This is a genomic window from Oceanicaulis sp. HTCC2633, from assembly GCF_000152745.1.
In the GTDB taxonomy this organism is placed as follows: Bacteria; Pseudomonadota; Alphaproteobacteria; order Caulobacterales; family Maricaulaceae; genus Oceanicaulis.
Window position 1 is genome coordinate 1,372,782 of the sequence record NZ_CH672428.1, and the last position, 19,229, is coordinate 1,392,010.

Annotated in this window: 21 protein-coding genes and 1 tRNA gene; 8 read left to right on the forward strand and 14 right to left on the reverse strand. The window is 63.7% G+C overall.

What is annotated here, in order from left to right; genetic code table 11:
* Positions 1-81 precede the first annotated feature (81 nt).
* Both OA2633_RS06480 and OA2633_RS06485 read left to right on the forward strand, forming a co-directional pair.
* Positions 82-2,646, forward strand: coding sequence for a zinc-dependent metalloprotease (locus tag OA2633_RS06480; RefSeq protein ID WP_009801705.1), 2,565 nt, complete (start codon positions 82-84; stop codon positions 2,644-2,646).
* A gap of 170 nt (positions 2,647-2,816) precedes the next feature.
* Complete coding sequence (locus OA2633_RS06485; protein ID WP_009801706.1) at positions 2,817-4,313, forward strand: S10 family peptidase; 1,497 nt, start codon at positions 2,817-2,819, stop codon at positions 4,311-4,313.
* A 77-nt stretch (positions 4,314-4,390) separates the two neighbouring features.
* On the opposite strand, the gene OA2633_RS06490 is transcribed toward OA2633_RS06485, so the two are convergent.
* The 7 genes from OA2633_RS06490 to OA2633_RS06520 all read right to left on the reverse strand — a co-directional run bounded on the left by OA2633_RS06490 (position 4,391) and on the right by OA2633_RS06520 (position 9,385).
* Complete coding sequence (locus tag OA2633_RS06490; RefSeq protein ID WP_040612509.1) at positions 4,391-4,921, reverse strand: adenine phosphoribosyltransferase; 531 nt, start codon at positions 4,919-4,921, stop codon at positions 4,391-4,393.
* Positions 4,922-5,076: 155 nt separating this feature from the next.
* Complete coding sequence (locus tag OA2633_RS06495) at positions 5,077-5,337, reverse strand: hypothetical protein (RefSeq protein WP_009801708.1); 261 nt, start codon at positions 5,335-5,337, stop codon at positions 5,077-5,079.
* A gap of 177 nt (positions 5,338-5,514) precedes the next feature.
* Positions 5,515-5,841 (reverse strand): UrcA family protein, encoded by a 327-nt coding sequence (locus OA2633_RS06500; RefSeq protein ID WP_009801709.1) that lies wholly within the window; start codon positions 5,839-5,841, stop codon positions 5,515-5,517.
* Positions 5,842-6,484: 643 nt separating this feature from the next.
* Positions 6,485-6,739 (reverse strand): hypothetical protein, encoded by a 255-nt coding sequence (locus tag OA2633_RS06505; RefSeq protein WP_009801710.1) that lies wholly within the window; start codon positions 6,737-6,739, stop codon positions 6,485-6,487.
* Between the two features lie 41 nt (positions 6,740-6,780).
* On the reverse strand, positions 6,781-7,032 hold the full coding sequence (locus OA2633_RS06510) for a hypothetical protein (RefSeq protein ID WP_009801711.1): 252 nt from the start codon (positions 7,030-7,032) through the stop codon (positions 6,781-6,783).
* Between the two features lie 267 nt (positions 7,033-7,299).
* Positions 7,300-7,569: a hypothetical protein gene (locus OA2633_RS06515; protein ID WP_009801712.1), complete on the reverse strand. Its 270-nt coding sequence runs from the start codon at positions 7,567-7,569 to the stop codon at positions 7,300-7,302.
* 220 nt (positions 7,570-7,789) lie between these two features.
* Positions 7,790-9,385, reverse strand: coding sequence for a lysine--tRNA ligase (locus tag OA2633_RS06520; protein ID WP_009801713.1), 1,596 nt, complete (start codon positions 9,383-9,385; stop codon positions 7,790-7,792).
* A gap of 173 nt (positions 9,386-9,558) precedes the next feature.
* Between OA2633_RS06520 and OA2633_RS06525 the strand changes: the two genes are divergently transcribed.
* Genes OA2633_RS06525 through OA2633_RS06540 form a run of 4 tightly spaced genes read left to right on the forward strand, consistent with a single transcriptional unit; the run spans position 9,559 to position 13,196 of the window.
* Positions 9,559-10,203, forward strand: a complete 645-nt coding sequence (locus OA2633_RS06525) for a TetR/AcrR family transcriptional regulator (protein ID WP_009801714.1) — start codon at positions 9,559-9,561, stop codon at positions 10,201-10,203.
* 1 nt (position 10,204) lies between these two features.
* Complete coding sequence (locus OA2633_RS06530) at positions 10,205-11,152, forward strand: HlyD family secretion protein (protein ID WP_009801715.1); 948 nt, start codon at positions 10,205-10,207, stop codon at positions 11,150-11,152.
* Positions 11,152-12,072, forward strand: a complete 921-nt coding sequence (locus OA2633_RS06535; RefSeq protein ID WP_009801716.1) for an ABC transporter ATP-binding protein — start codon at positions 11,152-11,154, stop codon at positions 12,070-12,072. The genes OA2633_RS06530 and OA2633_RS06535 overlap by 1 nt, the downstream gene beginning before the upstream one ends.
* On the forward strand, positions 12,069-13,196 hold the full coding sequence (locus tag OA2633_RS06540; protein WP_009801717.1) for an ABC transporter permease: 1,128 nt from the start codon (positions 12,069-12,071) through the stop codon (positions 13,194-13,196). The genes OA2633_RS06535 and OA2633_RS06540 overlap by 4 nt, the downstream gene beginning before the upstream one ends.
* Here the strand turns inward: OA2633_RS06540 and OA2633_RS06545 are convergent.
* The 4 genes from OA2633_RS06545 to OA2633_RS06560 all read right to left on the reverse strand — a co-directional run bounded on the left by OA2633_RS06545 (position 13,193) and on the right by OA2633_RS06560 (position 14,991).
* Positions 13,193-13,393: a helix-turn-helix transcriptional regulator gene (locus OA2633_RS06545; RefSeq protein ID WP_009801718.1), complete on the reverse strand. Its 201-nt coding sequence runs from the start codon at positions 13,391-13,393 to the stop codon at positions 13,193-13,195. The genes OA2633_RS06540 and OA2633_RS06545 overlap by 4 nt on opposite strands.
* Positions 13,390-13,797, reverse strand: a complete 408-nt coding sequence (locus tag OA2633_RS06550) for a hypothetical protein (protein WP_009801719.1) — start codon at positions 13,795-13,797, stop codon at positions 13,390-13,392. The genes OA2633_RS06545 and OA2633_RS06550 overlap by 4 nt, the downstream gene beginning before the upstream one ends.
* A 10-nt stretch (positions 13,798-13,807) precedes the next feature.
* Positions 13,808-14,050, reverse strand: a complete 243-nt coding sequence (locus tag OA2633_RS06555) for a hypothetical protein (RefSeq protein ID WP_009801720.1) — start codon at positions 14,048-14,050, stop codon at positions 13,808-13,810.
* Positions 14,051-14,355: 305 nt separating this feature from the next.
* Positions 14,356-14,991, reverse strand: a complete 636-nt coding sequence (locus OA2633_RS06560; protein WP_009801721.1) for a peroxiredoxin — start codon at positions 14,989-14,991, stop codon at positions 14,356-14,358.
* 118 nt (positions 14,992-15,109) lie between these two features.
* On the opposite strand from OA2633_RS06560, the gene OA2633_RS06565 reads away from it, so the two are divergent.
* Both OA2633_RS06565 and OA2633_RS06570 read left to right on the forward strand, forming a co-directional pair.
* A complete protein-coding gene (locus tag OA2633_RS06565; RefSeq protein WP_009801722.1) occupies positions 15,110-15,607 on the forward strand; it encodes a histidine phosphatase family protein in 498 nt (165 codons plus the stop codon).
* 59 nt (positions 15,608-15,666) lie between these two features.
* Complete coding sequence (locus OA2633_RS06570; protein WP_009801723.1) at positions 15,667-17,238, forward strand: glycosyltransferase; 1,572 nt, start codon at positions 15,667-15,669, stop codon at positions 17,236-17,238.
* Positions 17,239-17,306: 68 nt separating this feature from the next.
* Here the strand turns inward: OA2633_RS06570 and OA2633_RS06575 are convergent, their stop codons facing one another.
* From OA2633_RS06575 to OA2633_RS06585, 3 genes are all read right to left on the reverse strand, one after another.
* The gene (locus OA2633_RS06575; RefSeq protein WP_009801725.1) at positions 17,307-17,966 is read right to left on the reverse strand and encodes a YqaA family protein; all 660 of its coding nucleotides are present in this window, start codon (positions 17,964-17,966) and stop codon (positions 17,307-17,309) included.
* Positions 17,967-18,053: 87 nt separating this feature from the next.
* A tRNA-Gly gene (locus OA2633_RS06580) sits at positions 18,054-18,127 on the reverse strand.
* A gap of 62 nt (positions 18,128-18,189) precedes the next feature.
* On the reverse strand, positions 18,190-19,209 hold the full coding sequence (locus OA2633_RS06585) for a 2'-deoxycytidine 5'-triphosphate deaminase domain-containing protein (RefSeq protein ID WP_009801726.1): 1,020 nt from the start codon (positions 19,207-19,209) through the stop codon (positions 18,190-18,192).
* Between the last annotated feature and the right edge of the window lie 20 nt (positions 19,210-19,229).

Below are 19,229 nucleotides of genomic sequence, written 5' to 3' on the forward strand. Positions count from 1 at the left end.
AGAGATCACATCTTTGCTCTCACCGTCTCTCCAGCCTAGTTTGTCACACTTGTACGGCAATCAAGAGGGGAGGGCTTGGAGATGTCGCAGTTTCGCAGCCTGTGGTTTGCAGCGGCCATCGCAGCCATTTCAGCGGGTGCGCCCGCATTCGCCCAGGACGAGGGCGAAGACGAAACGGAAACCATCGAGAGCTTCACGGAAGAGTTTGAAGTCATCGACGGTCTGTTTCCGCTTTATCGCGATCCGGAGAATGGCGATCTCTACATGGAGATCGCAGCCGATCAGCTCGATGACGAGTTCGTCTATTTCACCTACGCCGAAGATGGCGCGCCGCGCACCGGTCTGTTCCGCGGTCAGTTCCGCGACAACCGCGTTCTGAGCTTCGCCAAGCACTATGGCGAGATCGAGATCAGCGCCGAGAACACCAGCTTCTCCTTTGACGCGGACAACGCCCTGTCGCGCGCCTCGCACGCCAACATCACCCGCGCGCCGCTGGCCGTGCTGGAGATCGCCGCGGAAACCGAAGGCGACGACGATGGATCGGACCGCTATCTCGTCCAGATCGATTCGCTTCTGAGCGGTGAGGATCTGTCCCAGATCAAGCCGAACGCTCCGCGCGGCCCGGGCGCCGAGAACGCCTTCTCCATGGGCCGCCTGTCTGGCGACCGCACCCGCGTTCTGGACGTGCGCAACTATCCTGAAAACACGGATGTGGTCGTTGAATACGTCTACACCGAGGATTCCCCGCGCAATGGCGGCGGTGAGGAAATCACCGACGCGCGCGCCGTGGCGGTGACGGTGCAGCACAGCTTCCTGGCGCTGCCGGAAGACGGCTATGAGCCGCGGGCGGATGATTTCCGCGTGGGCTATTTCGGCCAGCGGATCACCAATCTGACCGATACCAGCGTCACGCCCTATGACGACGTGATCAATCGCTGGCGTCTGGTCAAACAGGACCCGACCGCCGAGATCTCCGATCCGGTCGAGCCCATCGTGTGGTGGATCGAGAACACCACCCCGGTTGAACTGCGCGACACCATCCGTGACGCCGCCCTGACCTGGAACATCGCCTTTGAGGCCGCGGGCTTCTCCAATGCGGTCGAAGTGCGGGTGCAGCCTGACGACGCCGACTGGGACGCCGGCGATATCCGCTACAACGTGCTGCGGTGGACCTCCTCGCCGACCCCGCCCTTCGGCGGCTATGGCCCGAGCTTCACCAATCCGCGCACCGGCGAGATCATGGGCGCGGACATCATGCTGGAATACGTCTTCCTGACGAACCGCATCCGCTATTCCGAACTGTTTGACGTGGCGGGCCTGAGCCAGTGGCTGCCGGCCGAGCAACTGGCGGAAATGACCGGCGAGCCGGTGATCGAGCATGATCACGACTCCCACGGCGCCATGTGCAATTTCGCCGAGCACCTGCAAATGGAGACCATGGCGGGACTCGCCACGCTTCAGGCCCAGGGCGCCTCCACCGTCGAGATCGACGAGCTGATCCGTCAGTCCCTGCACTATCTCGTGATCCACGAGATCGGTCACACCATGGGCCTGATGCATAACATGCGCGCCAGCTCGACCGTCTCGCTAGAGGATCTCGCCAGCGGCGAGCGGGTGACCGGCTCGATCATGGATTATCCGGCGCTCAACCTGCCTCATAATGGCGAGGAGACCGTGCAGTATTCCCAGGAAACGCCCGGGCCCTACGACATCTGGGCGATCAGCTATGGCTACACGCCGGAAACGGACGCCCTGCCGGCCATCCTGGAGCGCTCCACCGATCCCGAACTGGCCTTCGGCAATGACGCCGACGACATGCGCAGCCCGGGCATCCATTCGGATCCGCGCGTGATGATCAACGACCTCTCCTCCGACCCCGTCACCTGGGCGGGCGAGCGTGTCGCCGTCATCAACGACACCCTGCGCACCCTCCCCGAGGAGTTCGAGATCGAGGGCGAAACCTACCAGCCGCTCCTGACGAGCTATCTGGTGCTGTCCGGCCAGCGCTTTGGAGCCGCCAACGTCGCCAGCCGGCATATCGGCGGGATCTACAACAACCGGTCCGTGGTGGGTCAGCCGGGCGCCGAGACGCCCTTCATTCCGGTGCCGCGCGAGAAACAGGAACAGGCGCTTGAAGTGCTCGACGCCGCCCTGTTCGGCCCGGACGCCTTCACGGCGGAAGAAGCCTATCTCGATCACCTGCAGCGCCAGCGCCGTTTCTTTGACCATTTCGGCTCTGACGAGGATCCGGCCCTGCATGATCGCGCGTTCAGCCAGCAACGGGCCGTGATGGCGCACCTGCTGCACCCGAACATGCTCGATCGCATGAATGACGCCCGTCAGTATGGCGGCGACTATCCCGTGGCCGACTATCTGCAGGACCTGACCCAGGTGGTCTACGCCGACGACATTCGCGGCGAGCCCAACACCTACCGTCAGAACCTGCAGGTGGAATATCTGCGGACGCTGATCGGCATCACCGGCAATGACGAGTATTCGCCGGTGGCCCGCTCGGCCGCACTCGCCTCCATCCAGGATGTGAAGGGCTGGGTCGGCCCCGACTGGATGCCGGATCTTACCGGCTCCCGCGAAGCCAAGGCGCACCGCGCCCACCTTCGTACGCTGATCGCCGCCTTCGAAGACTAGGTCGCGACGCTTCTGACCGCCCCCGTCTCCGGACGGGGGCGGTTTTCGTTTGGGGACAGGCATATGTCTGAACTTGACCAGCGACCGCCTGGGTCCTCACAACAGACCATCATGACACTCGCGCCCGGCCCGCTTCGGGACGTGAGGCGACAAGGGGAAAGGAGACGGACATGTTCCGTACCGCCGCAGCTGCGCTGAGCGCAGCGCTCATGCTTGCAACGCCCGTACTGGCCCAGAATGACGACACGCCCGAGATCCCGGAAGCGGGTCGCTGGGAATCGACCGGCCAGGTCAATGCGGGGGGCGAACGCGTTCGCTATCGCGCCATCGCCGCCGAGACCTATCTGGAGAATGAAGACGGCGAGCCGACCGGCTCGATCTTCTCCACCACCTATCTGCGTGACGGCGTGTCCGATCCGCGCACGCGTCCGGTGGCCTTCATCTTCAATGGCGGGCCGGGCTCGGCCTCGCTCTGGCTGCACATGGGCATGTTCGGCCCGCAGCGCGTGGTTCTGCCCAGCGAACCGCCGGGCGATGACGGCGCAGCGCCCTTCACCGTGCGCGAGAACCCCGAAAGCCTGATCGACGCGGCTGATCTGGTCTTCATCGACCCGGTGGGCACGGGCTGGAGCCGTCCGCTGGGCGACACCGATGCAGGCGAGGAATTCTGGGGCGTGGATGAGGACGCCCGGTCGGTGGCGGATTTCATTCGTCGCTGGCTGACCGAGAACCAGCGCTGGGCCTCGCCGAAATACATCATCGGCGAAAGCTATGGCACCACGCGCTCCGCCGCGCTGATGCGTCAGCTCGAGGCCGGCTGGAATGACGTGTCCATCAATGGCGTCATCCTGATTTCCTCGGTTCTGGACTTCTCGCTCGACGCCACGGATCCGGGCAATGAGGTCGCCTATGTCGGCCTGCTGCCCGGCTATGCGGCGGCAGCCTGGTATCACGAGAAGGTGGATCGCAGCGCCTGGAACAATGATTTCGACGCTTTCATCGAGGCGTCGCGCAGCTTCGCCACGGACGAATACCTGCCGGCCCTGGTGCGCGGTCAGAACATCGACCCGCAAACCCGCGCCGCCGTTATTGATCGTCTGGCGAGCTTCACCGGTCTGTCCCGCGCCTTTATCGAGCGCGCCAACATGCGGGTGAACCTGTCGCGCTTCCGCACGGAGTTGCTGCGCGATCAGGGCGTGTCCGTTGGTCGGTTCGACGCCCGCTTCACCGGACCCGAGGAAGATGGCGTCTCTGAAAATCCCGAGGGCGATCCCTCCGGCTATGGCATTGACGGCGCCTACACCGCCTCGATGCTCGATTACTACACCCGCACCCTGGGCGTGGACATCACCCGTCCCTACACGCCGCTGGGCGGCGTGCGTCAGTGGAACTGGGACGCTGGCCCGGCAGGCGGCGAGAACAGCTATGTCAATGTCTCGCCCTGGCTGGAGCGCGCCATGCGTCAGAACAGCGATATGCGCGTGATGGTGGCCAATGGCTATTACGACCTCGCCACGCCGTTCTTCGCGACCGAGCTGACCTTCAACCGCCCCGGTTATGACCAGAGCCGGATCGACATGCATTACTACCCGGCCGGTCACATGATGTATCTGCACCAGCCCTCGATCGAGCAGCTGGCTGAGGACGTGCGCAATTTCATCGAATAAGCGCGACAGCCTACATTCAGAACGAGAAAGCCCCGGAGCGCTGCTCCGGGGCTTTTTCATTCGCGTTTGAAAAGGCCCTATTCGCCTTCGAACGCCACCAGGCTCGCCACCTTCACGCCATGGCTCTCGATCAGCTTGGCGCCGCCAATATCGGGCAGGTCGATGACGAAGGAGCAGCCGACCACCTCGCCTCCTGCCGCCCGGATCAGCTTGATCGCCGCTTCGGCGGTGCCGCCGGTGGCGATCAGGTCATCCACGATCAGGACGCTCTCGCCCGGCTTGATGGCGTCGGTATGGATCTCGACCTCGTCCGTGCCGTATTCAAGCTCATAGGACTGGCTGATCGTCTTGTGCGGCAGCTTGCCCTTCTTTCGGATCGGCACGAAGCCGACCGAAAGCTGGTGCGCAACCGCGCCTCCCAGGATGAAACCGCGCGCCTCGATCCCCGCGACCTTGTCGATCTTCTTGCCCGCATGGGGAAAGACCATCGCATCCACCGCAGCGCGAAATGCGCCCGGATCGCCCAGCAGCGTCGTCACATCCCGGAACATGATGCCGGGCTTGGGATAATCGGGAATGGTGCGAATGGCGGACTTGAGGTGGTCCATGGGGTGCTCCGGCTTGAAGGTGACAGGCAGGCGCACCCTGCCCTCTGGGGCCTGAGCATTGAAGAGGCTGGATACAGCGTCAAGACGCTTCGTCGTCAGTGGCGGGGCCGGCTCTGGCGCAATCGCATCACGCCAGAGCGTTCAGCCGCGATTGATCACGGCGCAATCGAACCGGTCGCCGTGTCGCAGTAATAGATGATGCTGGACGTGCTGTACGCTGTCTGCGTCCCCGAGACCGGGCCCGGCACAACGCCGCCCTGCAGGCACATTTCAATGCTCAGCCCGACGACTTCGGTTTTCGAGGCGTCACTGTAATAGACAGTGCTGTAGACCGGTTCGATGGATCGCGCATAAAGCGCGCCGGCCACGCCAGCCGTGAGGGTCAGGGCTGCGCAAACAGTAGCAAGCATTTTCATGGCGGTTCTCCTGTCTGGAGACTTCAGGCTATTTACTCGCCTTTTGGGAGTCAAATTGTCGCGCAAACCCCTATGCCGGGTATAAACGGCCTGGACCAAAGCAAACGGCCCGCCAGCTGAACGCTGGCGGGCCGTCTTGAAACGCACGGGCGGACCCGTGACTGCGGAAGGTCGAGCCTAGCCGCGATCCGCCACGTAGCGGGCTTCACGGGTGCGCTCCACATGAAGGGAGCTCAACCCTTCATGAGACACGGCGCTGACCACATGCTCGACAACGTCGGCGCGGCAATACGCCTGTTCGTTGGCCTGCAGGGCGAGCGCCTCGCAATAGCGAGCGGCTTCCACGTTGAGACGCTGATAGGCCACGCGAACAGCCTGCTCGGAAGTTAACTCGGCGCGGTCCACGGCGAAGGTGAATTCCTGGGATTGCTGCGCGCTGGCGGCGAACAGGCCGGCCGAAGCCAGGACGGACGCAGCGGCGACGGTTTTGATGAGATGCTTCATTGGGTTCACTCCTCATTTTTGACACGGCCCGCCGCGCCTCTCGGCATTGCGGTCCGCTATTGGGGCTTGAGCCGGTCCAGTCCTTCTCCAGGGGGGTGAAGCCTGCGCGCTGAAGTCTCGACTTTCGCCTTGGTTATTGTTCTGTCACCCAACAGTCATATAAATGTAATACATCTGGATACGGATGAAAAGTGGGAGTCGACGTTAAATTTCACGATTCCCTAAAATGTTTAATTGACTGATTTATATAAATAATTTTGGCCGTTTGGAAAATTCCTCGCAGGGCGCAGTCCGGTCGCATCGCTCAATTCTGCAAATTTCAGAACAACTTATGCGACTTCAGATATTTTTGCAGTTTTATGTCACACTTTCTTACAGCTTGTGGAAAACTCATATTCTCTAATATATTCAATTACTAAGTGGCATTTGACGCCAAAGCGTCGGGTAAAGACCGCCCCAAAGCAGGCCCCATTCAGGATGGCGGGAGCGATTGAGGAGACAACGGGCCGCGTCGGCGTGTCTGGGCATACGCGAGCCGCCTGGCTTGAAACAGCCCTCGCTCGTCAACGCGCGCCCGATTGCGCCGAGGGCGCATCAGCAAGCGCTGCGAGGAGCGGGCGCAAGCCGCCCCTCGCCCGCTCGTTCAATACAGATAGCCAGGGCACTGACCGATCAGTTCCGTGTCATAATAGGCCGTCACATAGCCGGCCACGGGGCCTGAGGTGACATAGCCATTGGTGCAGACATCCCGACGGAAGCCGACCATGTCGGTCTTGCTGGCGTCGGAATAGAAGAAATAGAAAAACATCGGTTCGGCGGATCCGGCCTGCGAGGTCAGTCCGCTCATGGCGCCGACGGCCAGGACGGCAGCGCCCAGGACAGCTTTGTAGTTCAGCATGGGGGTCTCCAATTGAGTGGAATTTCAGAAAGGACTGGCGGCTAGTACAGATAGCCGGGGCACTGACCGATCACATGACGGGTATAGTACGCGGTCGCCGTGCCATGCGCCTGGCCGGGCACGACGTGCCCGTTGATGCACTGATCGAACGAGAAACCGACCTGGGTCGTTTTGCTGGCGTCGCTGTAATAGGTGTACTCGTACATCCGGACGGAGTCGGGCCACATCGCCAGGGATGCTGCGCTGAGCACAACGCCGGCCGCCACGGCCGCTCCAACAATCCTGAAAGTCATGAGTTCGTCTCCTCCTCGCGCTAGCGCGCTGTCATGAACAGCCCGCAGCGGGTGAACGCCCCTCAGGGGCAGGGTTCGACGCAGTTTGAGTTCCCCGACGACGGATTTCAGGTTGATTGCCTGAGCGACGCCGGTGACTGACCCACAAGAAACAGGATACGCCTGTTGGTTGTTTCGTCAACAACCCAAAAGTAAAAACCCCGCCGTTCAGAACGGCGGGGTTCGGAGTCATAGCGCTGGAAAACACGTCCAGATGACGGCGATGTCCTAGATCCAGATCAGGACGCCATCCTGGCAATAGCCAGCGAGGAAACGGTCTTCATAAGGACCATACTCCCCGAAGGTCGGGCCATAGCCGACGCCCCAGCTGTCGCAGACCTGCTGAACATAGCCGACCGGCTGGGTCATCGCCGCATCCGCATAATAAGTGATGTAGTAGACAGGCTCAGGCTGCCCTGCAGAAACCGCAGAGGCCGGGAGGACAGCAAGCGCCGCAGCCGAAGCGACAAGTGAAAGACCAAGAGTGAACGCTTTCATGTAAGTCTCCTTTGTTACGGGCTGACAAGCCCTTTGCTGTGCTCAGGATGACCCAACCTCGGCTTGCCGCGCGTCAAATCATGAGTTGAATCTGCACACTATTGAGGAGAATTATGACGCCCCATCGGTTGAGCGGTCAACACATCTGGGATTGCATTCCAAAACCGGAAAAACCCCGCAACAGTCATGCTGCGGGGCGCTTCCTCGGCTTTGGCGCAACCTAGGCTTTAGACAGATCCTCGCCCGCCAACGCCCGCTCGATCAGCGCGATCGTGCCCGGCAAGCCATAGAGCGCGGCAAGACCGCCAAAGCGTGGCCCCTGGCTCTGCCCCAGCAGGACTTCATAGAGCCCCTGGAACCAGTCGCGCAGATTCTCGAACGGCTGGCTCTTGCCCGCAGCGTAGACCTCGGTCTGGATCAGCTCGGCGTCAGTTTCAGCCGGATCGAGCGCCCTGAACCGCGCCAGCAGATCCTGCATCGCCGCCCGCTCCATATCGGTGGGGGCGCGATAGGTCTTGTGCGGTTTGACCTGCTCTTCGTAATAGGCCAGCGCATAGCCCGCCAGACGATCCAGGAACGGATCGCTCTCCGGCGTCACGTCCGGGGCATACTTGGCGATGAAACCCCAGAGCGTCGCCTTGTCCGGCGCGTTGGCCGCGGAGACGAGGTTCAGCAGCAGGGAATAGCTGATGTCCGCGCCCGCCTTGGGCGGTTCGCCGTCATGGATGTGATAGACCGGGTTCTCCAGCTGCTTGTCCTCGGCCTGATCGGGATAGGCGCGCAGATGCTGGCGATACTCGTCCACCGCCTTGGGGATCACGTCGAAATACAGGCGCTTGGCCGTGCGCGGCTTCTGGAACATGTACATGGACAGCGATTCCTGCGGCGCATAGCTGAGCCATTCCTCGACCGACAGGCCATTGCCCTTGGACTTGGAAATCTTCTCGCCCTGATCATCCAGGAACAGCTCGTAGACATATTGCACCGGCGGCTCGACGCCGAGAATGCGACAGATCCTGGAATAGATCGGCGCATTGGCCTGGTGGTCCTTGCCGAACATCTCGAAATCAACGCCCAGCGCCGCCCAGCGCATGCCGAAATCAGGCTTCCATTGAAGCTTGGTGTTCCCGCCCGTCACCGGCAGGGTGATGTCGGTCCCGTCCTCATCCTCGAAGGTGATCGTGCCGGCCTTGGCGTCGATGGCCTTCATCGGCACATAGAGCACCCGGCCTGTGGTCGGCGAGATCGGCAGGAAGGGCGAATAGGTCGCCTGACGCTCCGCACCCAGCGTGGGCAGCATCACCGCCATGATGTCATCGAACTTCTCGAGCGCCCGGATGAGCGTCTCGTCGAAGGCGCCCGAACGGTATTCCTGCGTGGCTGAGCGGAACTCGTATTCAAAGCCGAAACTGTCGAGAAAGGCCCGCAAACGCGCATTATTGTGCTGGGCGAAGCCGTCATGCGTGCCGAACGGGTCCGGCACATCGGTCAGCGGCTTGCCCAGATGCTCAACCAGCATGTCCTGATTGGGCAGGTTGGAGGGCACCTTGCGCATGCCGTCCATGTCATCGGAGAAGGCGATGAGCTTGGTCGGATACTGATCCTCGGTGAGCACGCGGAAGGCGTGGCGCACCATCGCGGTTCGCGCCACTTCGCCGAAAGTGCCGATATGGGGCAGGCCCGACGGGCCGTAGCCGGTCTCGAAGATGACCGCATCGCCCTTGAGCCCGCTCTTCTTCACCCGTTTCTCCACCAGGCGCGCCTGTTCAAAGGGCCAGGCCTTGGCGTTCTGGGCGAGCGCGGCGAAATCGGTCATCGCGGGTCTCATTTCCTACTGTGAAGTGGATTGAAGCAGCGCAAGTAGAACTCCAGCTCCGTCCGGTCAACTGTGCTGGCGTGCGTGGAGAGCCTGAAGCCCGTCACGAAACCTTAATGACCCACGGGTCAGTTTCATGTTGTTACTGACCACCTGGTCAGTTATGAAGAGGCATGACCGCGCCCCTCCGCCGCCGACGCCCCGAAGCCCGCCCCGAGGAAATCCTTGCAGCGGCGCTCGACGTCTTCACGCAAACCGGTTTCGCCAGCGCCCGGGTCGAGGACATCGCCCGACGCGCCGGACTGTCCAAGGGCGCGGTCTATCTCTACTTCCCGTCCAAGGAAGCCATGCTGGAAGCGCTGGTCGAGCAATCCGCCGCGCGCGTCGCCGATGCGCTGAGCGACCTTGCGGAAGCGGGCGCGGAACTTGATCCGGAAGTCGCCCTGCGCACAGGCCTGCGGATGGCCCTGAGCACGCTCTCGCAGCCTGAAATCTCGGCCGCGCCGCGCCTCATCCTCGCCGAAGCCGCGCGCTTCCCGGACCTTGCGAACTTTTACCGTCAGCGCGTGATCAATGTCGGACAGGCCGCCCTCACCCGCATCCTCACCGCGGGGATGGAGCAGGGCGTCTTCCGCACCGTGCAGACCCCGGTCGCCCTTCGCGCCTTCATGGGGCCGGTCCTCGCCCATGTCCTTGTCACCACCCTGTTCGCTCAGGAGGGCGATCCCGAGCTTGAACCGGCGGAGCTCGCCGACCAGCTCGCCGACTTTCTCCTTCATGGCCTCAAACCCGCCCCGCCTCATCACAGGGAGCGCTGACATGCGCACAGCTCTATCAGCCTTCATTCTGCTCACCCTCACCGCCTGCGCGCCGCCCGCCACAGAGGTGCTTTACGGGTATGCGGAAGGCGACTTCCTGATGCTGGCGCCGGAAACCAGCGGGCGCGTGGAGACCGTCAGGGTGACGGACGGGCAAAGAGTGACGGCGGGCGAGCCCTTATTGTCACTGGAAAGCGAGGCGGAACGGCTTGCGCTTGAAGCGGCGCGTCAACAGGCCGAAGCCGCCGAGGCCCGCCTGGCCGACGCCTCGACCGGCGGACGGGCGCCGGAGGTGGAAGCCGCCCGGGACCGTCTGAGCCAGGCGCGCGCGGAACAGGTCCGCGCCAGGGACGCGCTCAACCGCGCCCAACGCCTGTTTGATCAGGGATTCGCCCCAAGGGCCCGTCTGGACGAGGCGGAAGCGGCGGCCGCCACCGCCAATGCGCGGGTGGCCGAGCTGAGTGAAGCCCTGACGCTCGCCGAAATGCCGGCGCGGGATGGTCAGCTTCAGGCGCTGGCCGCAACCGCCCGCGCTGCACAGGCGGATGCGGCGCGTCTGGAGGAGAGCCTGGCCCGCCGCACCGTGCGGGCGCCGGCTGACGGCCGGGTGGAGCGCGTCCTGGCCCGAGAGGGCGAGCTCGCCGGCCCCGGCGCGCCCGGCTTGCGCTTCCTGCCCGATGGCGCAGTGCATGCCGTTCTCTTCCTGCCCGAGGAGCAGATCGGCGCCTATCAGATTGGCGATGCGTTCGCGGTCGAGTGTGACGGCTGTCCCGACACAATGACGGCGCGGCTGAGCGTGATCGATGCCGAAGCCGAGTTTACTCCGCCCATCATCTATTCCGATCAGGAACGCTCCCGTCTGGTCTTCAGGGCCGAGGCCCGGTTTGACGGCGCGACGCCGCCGCCCGGCGCTCCACTCCGTCTCGCACTCCGGTCGGGCGCCGGCTGATGAGCGAGTACGCCATCGAGGTCCGGGGGCTGACCAAGCGCTTCGGCGACAAGACCGTCGTTGATGACTTCGACATGCAGGTCCCCAAGGGCGCGATCTACGGCTTTCTCGGCCCCAACGGCTCGGGCAAGACCACCACGATCCGCATGATGTGCGGCCTGCTGACCCCCGATGAAGGCCAGGGAACCGCGCTGGGCTATGACATCCGGACCCAGACCCGCGCCATCAAGGCGCGGGTGGGATACATGACCCAGCGCTTCTCGCTCTATGAAGACATGAGCGTGCGCGAGAACCTTGAATTCATGGCGCGCCTGCACGCCCTGAAAGACCGCAAGGCGGTCGTGAACGCCGCACTTGAGGAATATGACCTCACCCCAAGGGCGAAACAGCTGACCGGGCAATTGTCCGGAGGCTGGAAACAGCGCGTGGCGCTGGCCGCCGCCTCGCTCCACAATCCCGGCCTTCTGTTGCTGGATGAACCTACCGCCGGGGTGGATCCCAAGGCGCGGCGCGATTTCTGGGACCGCATCCGCAAGCTGGCCGCCCAGGGCGTCACCGTGCTTGTCTCCACCCATTACATGGACGAGGCCGTGCAATGCGATTTCATCGCCTTCATCGCCTATGGCCACAAGCTGATCGACGCACCCGCGAGCGACATTCCCGCCGCTGTGGGCCTGACCACCTGGCGCATTGAAGGCCGCACGCTGTCCCCCGTCTATGAGGCGCTCAAGACAGCGCCCGGCGTCGACCAGATCGCCCGCTTCGGATCCGCCATCCATGTCAGCGGCAAGGATCCGGAACAACTGGAAGCCGCGCTGGCCCCCTATCGCGAACAGGAGGGGCTGGAGGTCAGCCCCGCCAAGACCGGGCTGGAAGAGGCCTTCATCTATCTGATGACCGGAAGGGAGGGCGGACAATGAGCGACGGCTCTCAAGGCTCCTTCGCCCGCGTGCTTGCAGTCGCCGCCAAGGAGTTCGTCCAGATGCGGCGCGACCGGCTCACCTTCGCCATCATGGTCGCGATCCCGGTCATGCAGCTCTTGCTGTTTGGCTACGCCATCAACTCCGACCCCAGGCATATGCGCACGCTGGTCGAGGCCGGCGACTGGGGACCCGCCAGCCGCGCTGTCGTGGAAGCGATGGAGACCAGCAATTATTTCGACATCATCGGACGCGTGGACGGGGCCGAGGCGGCGAATGACGCTCTGGTCAGCGGCCAGGCCGGCTTCGTGCTCAGCATTCCGCCCGATTTCGAGCGCGCCTATGCCCGCGGCGAACGTCCGCAAATCCTTCTGGATGTGGATGCGACCGACCCTATCGCAGCCGGGGGCGCATCGGGCGCCTTCGCCCGTATCGTGTCCGAAGCCCTCAGCCCTGAAACGCATCAGGTGGATGATCAAAGCCCGGTCGAGGCCATCGTGCACCGGCGCTATAACCCTGCGGGCCGGACCGCGGTGAACATCGTTCCGGGGCTGTTGGGGACCATCCTGACCATGACCATGGCGATGATGACCTCCATGGCGATCACCCGCGAAGCAGAGCGCGGCACGCTTGAGACCCTGCTGTCCACGCCGACGCGCCCCATCGAGGTCATGGCCGGCAAGATCGCGCCCTATATCGCGGTCGGCGTCCTTCAGACCGGATTGATGCTGGTGCTGGCGCTGGGGCTGTTCAACGTGCCCTTTCTGGGCGACCCCTTCGCCTTCGCCGCAGCGGTCAGCCTGTTCGTACTGGTGAACCTGTCGCTGGGCTTTTTGTTCTCCACCATCGCGCGCAGCCAGATGCAGGCGATGCAGATGACGTTCTTCGTCTTTCTGCCCTCGATCCTTCTCAGCGGCTTCATGTTCCCCTTCGCCGGCATGCCGGGATGGGCGCAAGTGCTGGGCAACGCCCTGCCGACCACCCATTTCATCAAGGCGGTGCGCGAGATCATGCTGAAGGGGGCGGGATTGCCGGACATTACGGGCGAGCTCTGGCCGCTGGCCGTGCTGTTCCTGGTGATCGCCGCGCTGGCCCTGAGCCGGTATCGCCGCACGCTGGACTAGCCGGCGTTCTCATCGTCGAAAATCGTCTCGATGGGCAGGCCGAACACTCGCGCAATCCTGAAGGCGAGCGGCAGGGACGGATCATACTTGCCGTTCTCGATGGAGATCACGGTCTGGCGCGAGACGTCGAGCTTGTCGGCCAGCGCCGCCTGGCTCCAGCCCCGGTCCGCCCGCAACTCCTTGATGGCGTTCTTCATGCGTAGCGCCGCGTGATGAAGAATAGCGCAATGTAATAACCCAAGGCCATGCCGGGCAAAGCCAGCACCGCCCCCGGGGTTCTGAGATCATTCTCAAGCGCGATCAGACCCCAGCCGGTCATCAGGGTGCAGACCGCCCCGCCTGCGCAAGCGAGCGCAATCAGGTGAATGCGCAGCTGCAATTCGTCCAGAGCCCGCATCAGAGCGGCAAATTCATAAACGACACCCAGTAGGCACAGCACAGCGAGGGCGCGCAGGATCAGGGTCGATCCCGCCAGTTCGAACAGCTCCGGGCTGACATAGAGCCCGATGAAGCCGAGCATCAGCACCGTAGCTCTGAAGGCGTAGCGTTGGCGGGCCGATTTCGGCGCCGAGGCGGTTTCCGGCATGAGGGATGTGATCATGGTTCGTTCCTTAGACCGATCCGGTCAATTGCTTCCAGAGGCGCGCGCGATTGGCGAAGGCCGTCCAGCCCAGCAGGGCGCCGCCCACCCAGAACAACGCCTCGGTCGAGACCGCAGCGGCGATCACGGCCGCGATGAGAAGCGGGTTCGGCCCGTCAAACAGCACCGTCAGCCCCAGAGTGACCCAGGACAGGGCGCAGACGCTGACAAGCGCAACAGCGGCGATGCGGCGGAAAGTCTGAGCAAACGTCATGGAGGTCTCCTTTCCCGAGACGATCAGGCCTGAGGTTGTGTTTGAGCAGGGACAGGCTGAGCAGCGTGCGGATCGACCGCAGCGGCGCCAAGCGGCGCCAGACCAAAGGCCAGCGCATACATCGCGAGCCAGCACATCGCTTTCATTCCTTCCGCAGACATGCCGCCCTCCCGTGTTGTGTAAAGCGTGCTTCACATATGATGTAAAGCTCACTTCACGTCAAGCACCCTTGACCAGGAAAGCGCGAAAAACGGCCGCCCCGAGTTCCGGAGCGGCCGCACATTTCAGCTAAAATACTGTAAGACTTACTTGTTCGGCTGCGGCGTGGTGCGCAGATAAGGCTTGATCTTGTTATAGCCTTTCGGGAACAGCTTGTCGGCTTCATCGTCGGAGATGGACGGCACGACGATCACGTCCTGACCATCCTCCCAGTTCACCGGGGTCGCAACCTTGTAGCCGTCGGTGAGCTGCAGGGAATCAATCAGGCGCAGGATCTCGTTGAAGTTCCGGCCCGCGCTCGGCGGATAGGTGAAGGTGGCGCGGATCTTCTTGTTCGGATCGATGATGTAGACGGCGCGCACGGTCACCTTCGGATCGGCGTTCGGGTGGATCATCGTGTAGAGCTCGGACACCGAACGATCGGTGTCGGCGATGATCGGGAAGTTCATCGTGCAGCCCTGGGTCTCCTCGATATCCTTCACCCAGCCATGGTGATCGGCGATCGGATCGACAGAGAGCGCGATGGCCTTGGCGCCGCGCTTGGCGAATTCGTCTTTCAGCTTGGCGGTGTAACCGAGCTCGGTGGTGCACACCGGAGTGTAGTCGGCGGGGTGTGAGAAGAAGACCACCCAGTCATCGCCGATCCAGTCGTGGAACTTGATCTTGCCTTCGGTGGTTTCCGCTTCGAAGTTCGGGGCGATATCGCCAAGCAGCAGACCCATAATTCATCTCCATCAGAGCATTTGCGAGGGGCGTCAAACACGGCTTTACTTGGCGTGAGGGGGCGTGCAACGCAACCCGTGTGTGCTAGTAAATGCCGTCGCCCGAGGATTCTGCCCCATGCCGCTTCTGATCGCCATGCGCCACGCCAAAGCCGTTGACCGGATGCAGGCCGAAGACGATTTCGATCGCGGCCTGACCGAACGCGGCGTGGCGGATGCGGACCGCGCCGCACAGGCGATTGAAAAGGCGGGGCTGACCGTTAGCCATGCCCTGGTCAGCCCGGCCCGGCGCACGCGTGAAACCTGGAAACGGATCAGCGCCAGCGTCGGCGAACCGCGCGTCAATGATCCGATGGCGCTCTATCACGCCTCTCCCGACATGCTGGAGCGCGCCATCGCCGAGCAGCTGGAAGACGGGGCCGAGGCGATCATGCTGGTCGGACACAATCCGGGCATTGGAGCCCTTGTCCACATGCTGGCGGTCCAGGCCGAGGCGGCGTCCGACCTGCCCTATGGCTGGCCGACCAGCGCACTCGCCGGCTTTGACGTCCGGATCGAGAACAAACGGCCGGTGGCCACAAAGCGGATTTTGTATTTCAACCCAAAAGCAGATTGATTCTCCTGTTAAGGGAATATTAACTACGCCGCATCTCGGACGCATACGGGGGCGGCGCGATGACACTGGCGTTTGGACACGTCTGGAAACGGCATGCGCCAGGCGCGCGAAGCGCCCGGACCTTCGATGTCGAGGATGCGGCCTTCGGCCTGCGCAGCCGCGCTCCTCACGCCAGCGCCGGAACCCGGCTTCACCCGCCTGCAGCGCTGCTTCTGGGGCCGCTGGTCTTCCTCCTCATCCTGTTCACCCTTCTGGGCGTCACAGCGCTCACCCTGGTCTATCTGATCGCCGCCCTCAGCGTGGCGGGGGCTTGCGCCCTGCGCATCGCCGCCGCGATCATGCCGCCGCGCTATGCAGACCGCACCACAGTGTCGGATCAGGACCTGCCCGTCATCAGCGTCATTGTCGCCCTTCATGACGAGGCCAGGGTCCTGCCGGGACTGATCGCCGCCCTGTCCCGGTTGAACTATCCGCGCAGCAAGCTCGACATCATCCTGGCGCTTGAAGCCCATGACCAGCCCACGCGCGCCGCCGCCCGGGCGCTGGCGGGCCGCAAGGCCCTGCGCGTGGTCGTGCTGCCCCCGCTTGGCCCGATGACCAAGCCGCGTGCGCTGAATGTGGCGCTGCAGACGGCCCGCGGCGAACTGGTCGCTGTCTATGACGCTGAAGACGCGCCTCATCCCGACCAGTTGCGTCAGGCCGCCGAATGCTTCGCCGCCGATGACAGGCTGGGCATCATTCAGGCGCCGCTGGGATGGTATAATCGCACCGAAAACTGGCTGACGGCCCAGTTCGCGCTTGAATACGCCACCCAGTTCAATGCCCTTCTGCCCTTGCTGGCGCGGCTGGGCTGGCCCCTGCCATTGGGCGGCACCAGCAATATCTTTCGCCAGAGCGCGCTTGTGGCGTGCGGCGGGTGGGATCCGTTCAATGTGACTGAAGACGCCGATCTCGGCTTCAGAATGGCGCGATCAGGCTGGCGCGCCGGTCTTGTCGCGCCTGGCACGCTTGAGGAAGCGCCGATCACACTCAGGGCCTGGACGCATCAGCGCAGCCGATGGCTCAAGGGGCATTTCATCACCTGGCTGGTGCATATGCGCGATCCCAGAGGGCTGGTGGACGCGCTGGGCTGGGGCGGGGTGACGAGCCTGACCTTCACCGTGCTCGCCAACATGATGAGCGCCCTCATCCATGCCCCGTCCCTGTTGATGATGGGGGCGGGAGCGCTTCTGCTGGGCCTCGCGCCCGGCTGGAGCGTACTCTGGACCGTGGGAGCGGCCCTCATGACGTGCGCCTATGCCTCGGCCATGATCTGCGCAGGCGTCGCGGCCCGTCGCGCGGGCTTTTCACCCCGGCTCTCACACATGCTGTCCATGCCCGCCTACTGGCTCTTGCAGGCGCCCGCCGCGCTCAAGGCCTTGCGCGAACTGCCGCGCCAACCCTATCTGTGGGACAAGACCCAGCACGGCGTTTCCCGCGCCCGCAGAGAAACGCCCGATGACGCTTCCCCTTACGCTCCTGCTCATGGCCGTCGCAGCCGCCCTGTTCGCGCTCGCCGCCTGGCGCAGCGGCAAGCCCTCAAATCCGCTCAAGCCGCGGCTTATTCCGTGGACGCCCCTCGCCCTGATTAGCGGGGTGTTCTTCCTGATGCTGCTGACCCATGTGTTCAGCCTGTTCGGGCTCGAGACCGGTCAGCGCCTCATGCGCTAGGCGCGCCTGCAACCAGATAGATGGCCGCCCCCATCATCACTGCGAACACCATCAGCACGCCCAGCAGGGCCATCTGACGCAGCCAGACCGGGAGCCGCGCCCAGGCCCAGAGCACGCGCTGGCCGAAAAGGAAGATCAGCACGCCCATCGCGCCATAACGCATCAGGCGCCCGATCAGCGCCGCAACGACAAAGAGCAGAGCCGGGATCTGCGCCGCGCCGGCGGCGAACGAGCTCAGCTGCACCGGCACCGGCGACAGCATGGACAGGCCCACGGCGAACGCGCCATAGGCGTCGATCCGATCTCGCGCGCCTTCCAGCGATACGGCCAGATCGGGGCGCGCACTGATGAACTCCGCCGCCAGATCGAGCGCCAGCCGCCCCGCCCAATAGCTCAGCACACAGCCCAGCACCGACCCCAGCGTGACCACCAGCGTCGCCTCGACCACCTGACGGCGGCCGCGCAACATGTAGGCCAGCAAGGGAAACTCGATCGGCCAGGGCAGAAGCGTGCTTTCCAGCACCGAGCCTGCAAAGAGCGCCGGCAGGGCCCAGGCGCCCCTTGCCGCCCGGTCGAGCCGTGCCCGCCAGATCCTTATCCGGCGACGCCAGCTCATGGGGCGTTTGGAAGGCGCTTGGGTCTCGCTCATGAGACGGACTTACACCGCAAGCGTTAACCAAGCACCCGGTCGCGTCGCCGCAGGGCGAAGCTCGGAACGACAATGTCAGGAAAAGCATGGAGCGGGTGAAGGGAATCGAACCCTCGTCTGGAGCTTGGGAAGCTCTCGCTCTACCATTGAGCTACACCCGCAAGGCGCTGAAATGTTCTTACCAGATTGCCGGTCAGCGACAAGCGCTCTGGCGCAGAGGCGCTCAGCTCTTGAAATGCTTGGCGAGCTTGAGGCCCTGGGCCTGATAGTTCGATCCGGCCACCCCATAGGGGGTTTTTACCTCTGACGACATCGGTTCGTAGACGAGGCGGGCCACCGCCTGCCCATGGTCAAGGATGAAGGGCACGTCGCGTCCCCGCACTTCCAGCACGGCGCGAGACCCGGCTCCGCCCGCCGCATCGACGCCGAAGCCCGGATCAAAAAAGCCGGCGTAATGGGCGCGAAACTCACCGATCTCCGGTGCGATGGGCGCCATTTCGGCGGCCTGACCCACCGGCACGCTGACGGCCTCGCGCGAACACAGGATGTAGAACTCGCCGGGATCGAGCACGATGCGGCCATTGGGGGCGTAGATCGGCTCCCAAAAGCGCTCGGGATCGTGCTCGCCGACCTTTACAAGATCCACCAGCGGGCTGTGGCGCTTGGCGCGATAGCCAACGGGCTCGCCCTCCCCGGCCTTGAGATCGACCGACAGCGTCACCGCGTCGAGCGCCGTCATCTCACCGGCGCGCAGGCGAACCTGCACCAGCCGGTCGCCCGGCCGGGCCAGCACCGAGAAGGTGCGCGGGGAAATCTCAACGTAAAGCGGGCCGTCATAGCCCGCGCACACCTGGTCAAAGGCGCTGGAGCGATCCCCGATCACGCGGGTGAAGACATCCAGCCGCCCGGTCGAGCTTTTGGGATTGGCGAAGGCGGCGACGGCCTCGGGCAGGCTCAAGCCTTCCTGAAGCTCGGCGAGATAGACGCATCCGGTTTCCAGCACGGCCCCGCCCTCAAGGTCGAGCTCGTGCATGACGACGTCATCATCAAGGCAATCGGTGACCGTGCGCTCGGGGCCCGGCAGGAAGCTCGCACGCAATCGCCAGGCCCGGCGCGCCAGACGCAGATCCAGGCTCGCGGGCTGGATCTGCCCCGGTTCCAGATCAACGCCGGAACGGATCCAGCCCTGAGCGAGAGCGTCAAGAAGGGCGCGGTCAGGCAGAATGCCGGGGGCGAGGGTCATCAGATCAAAATCCGGCTGGC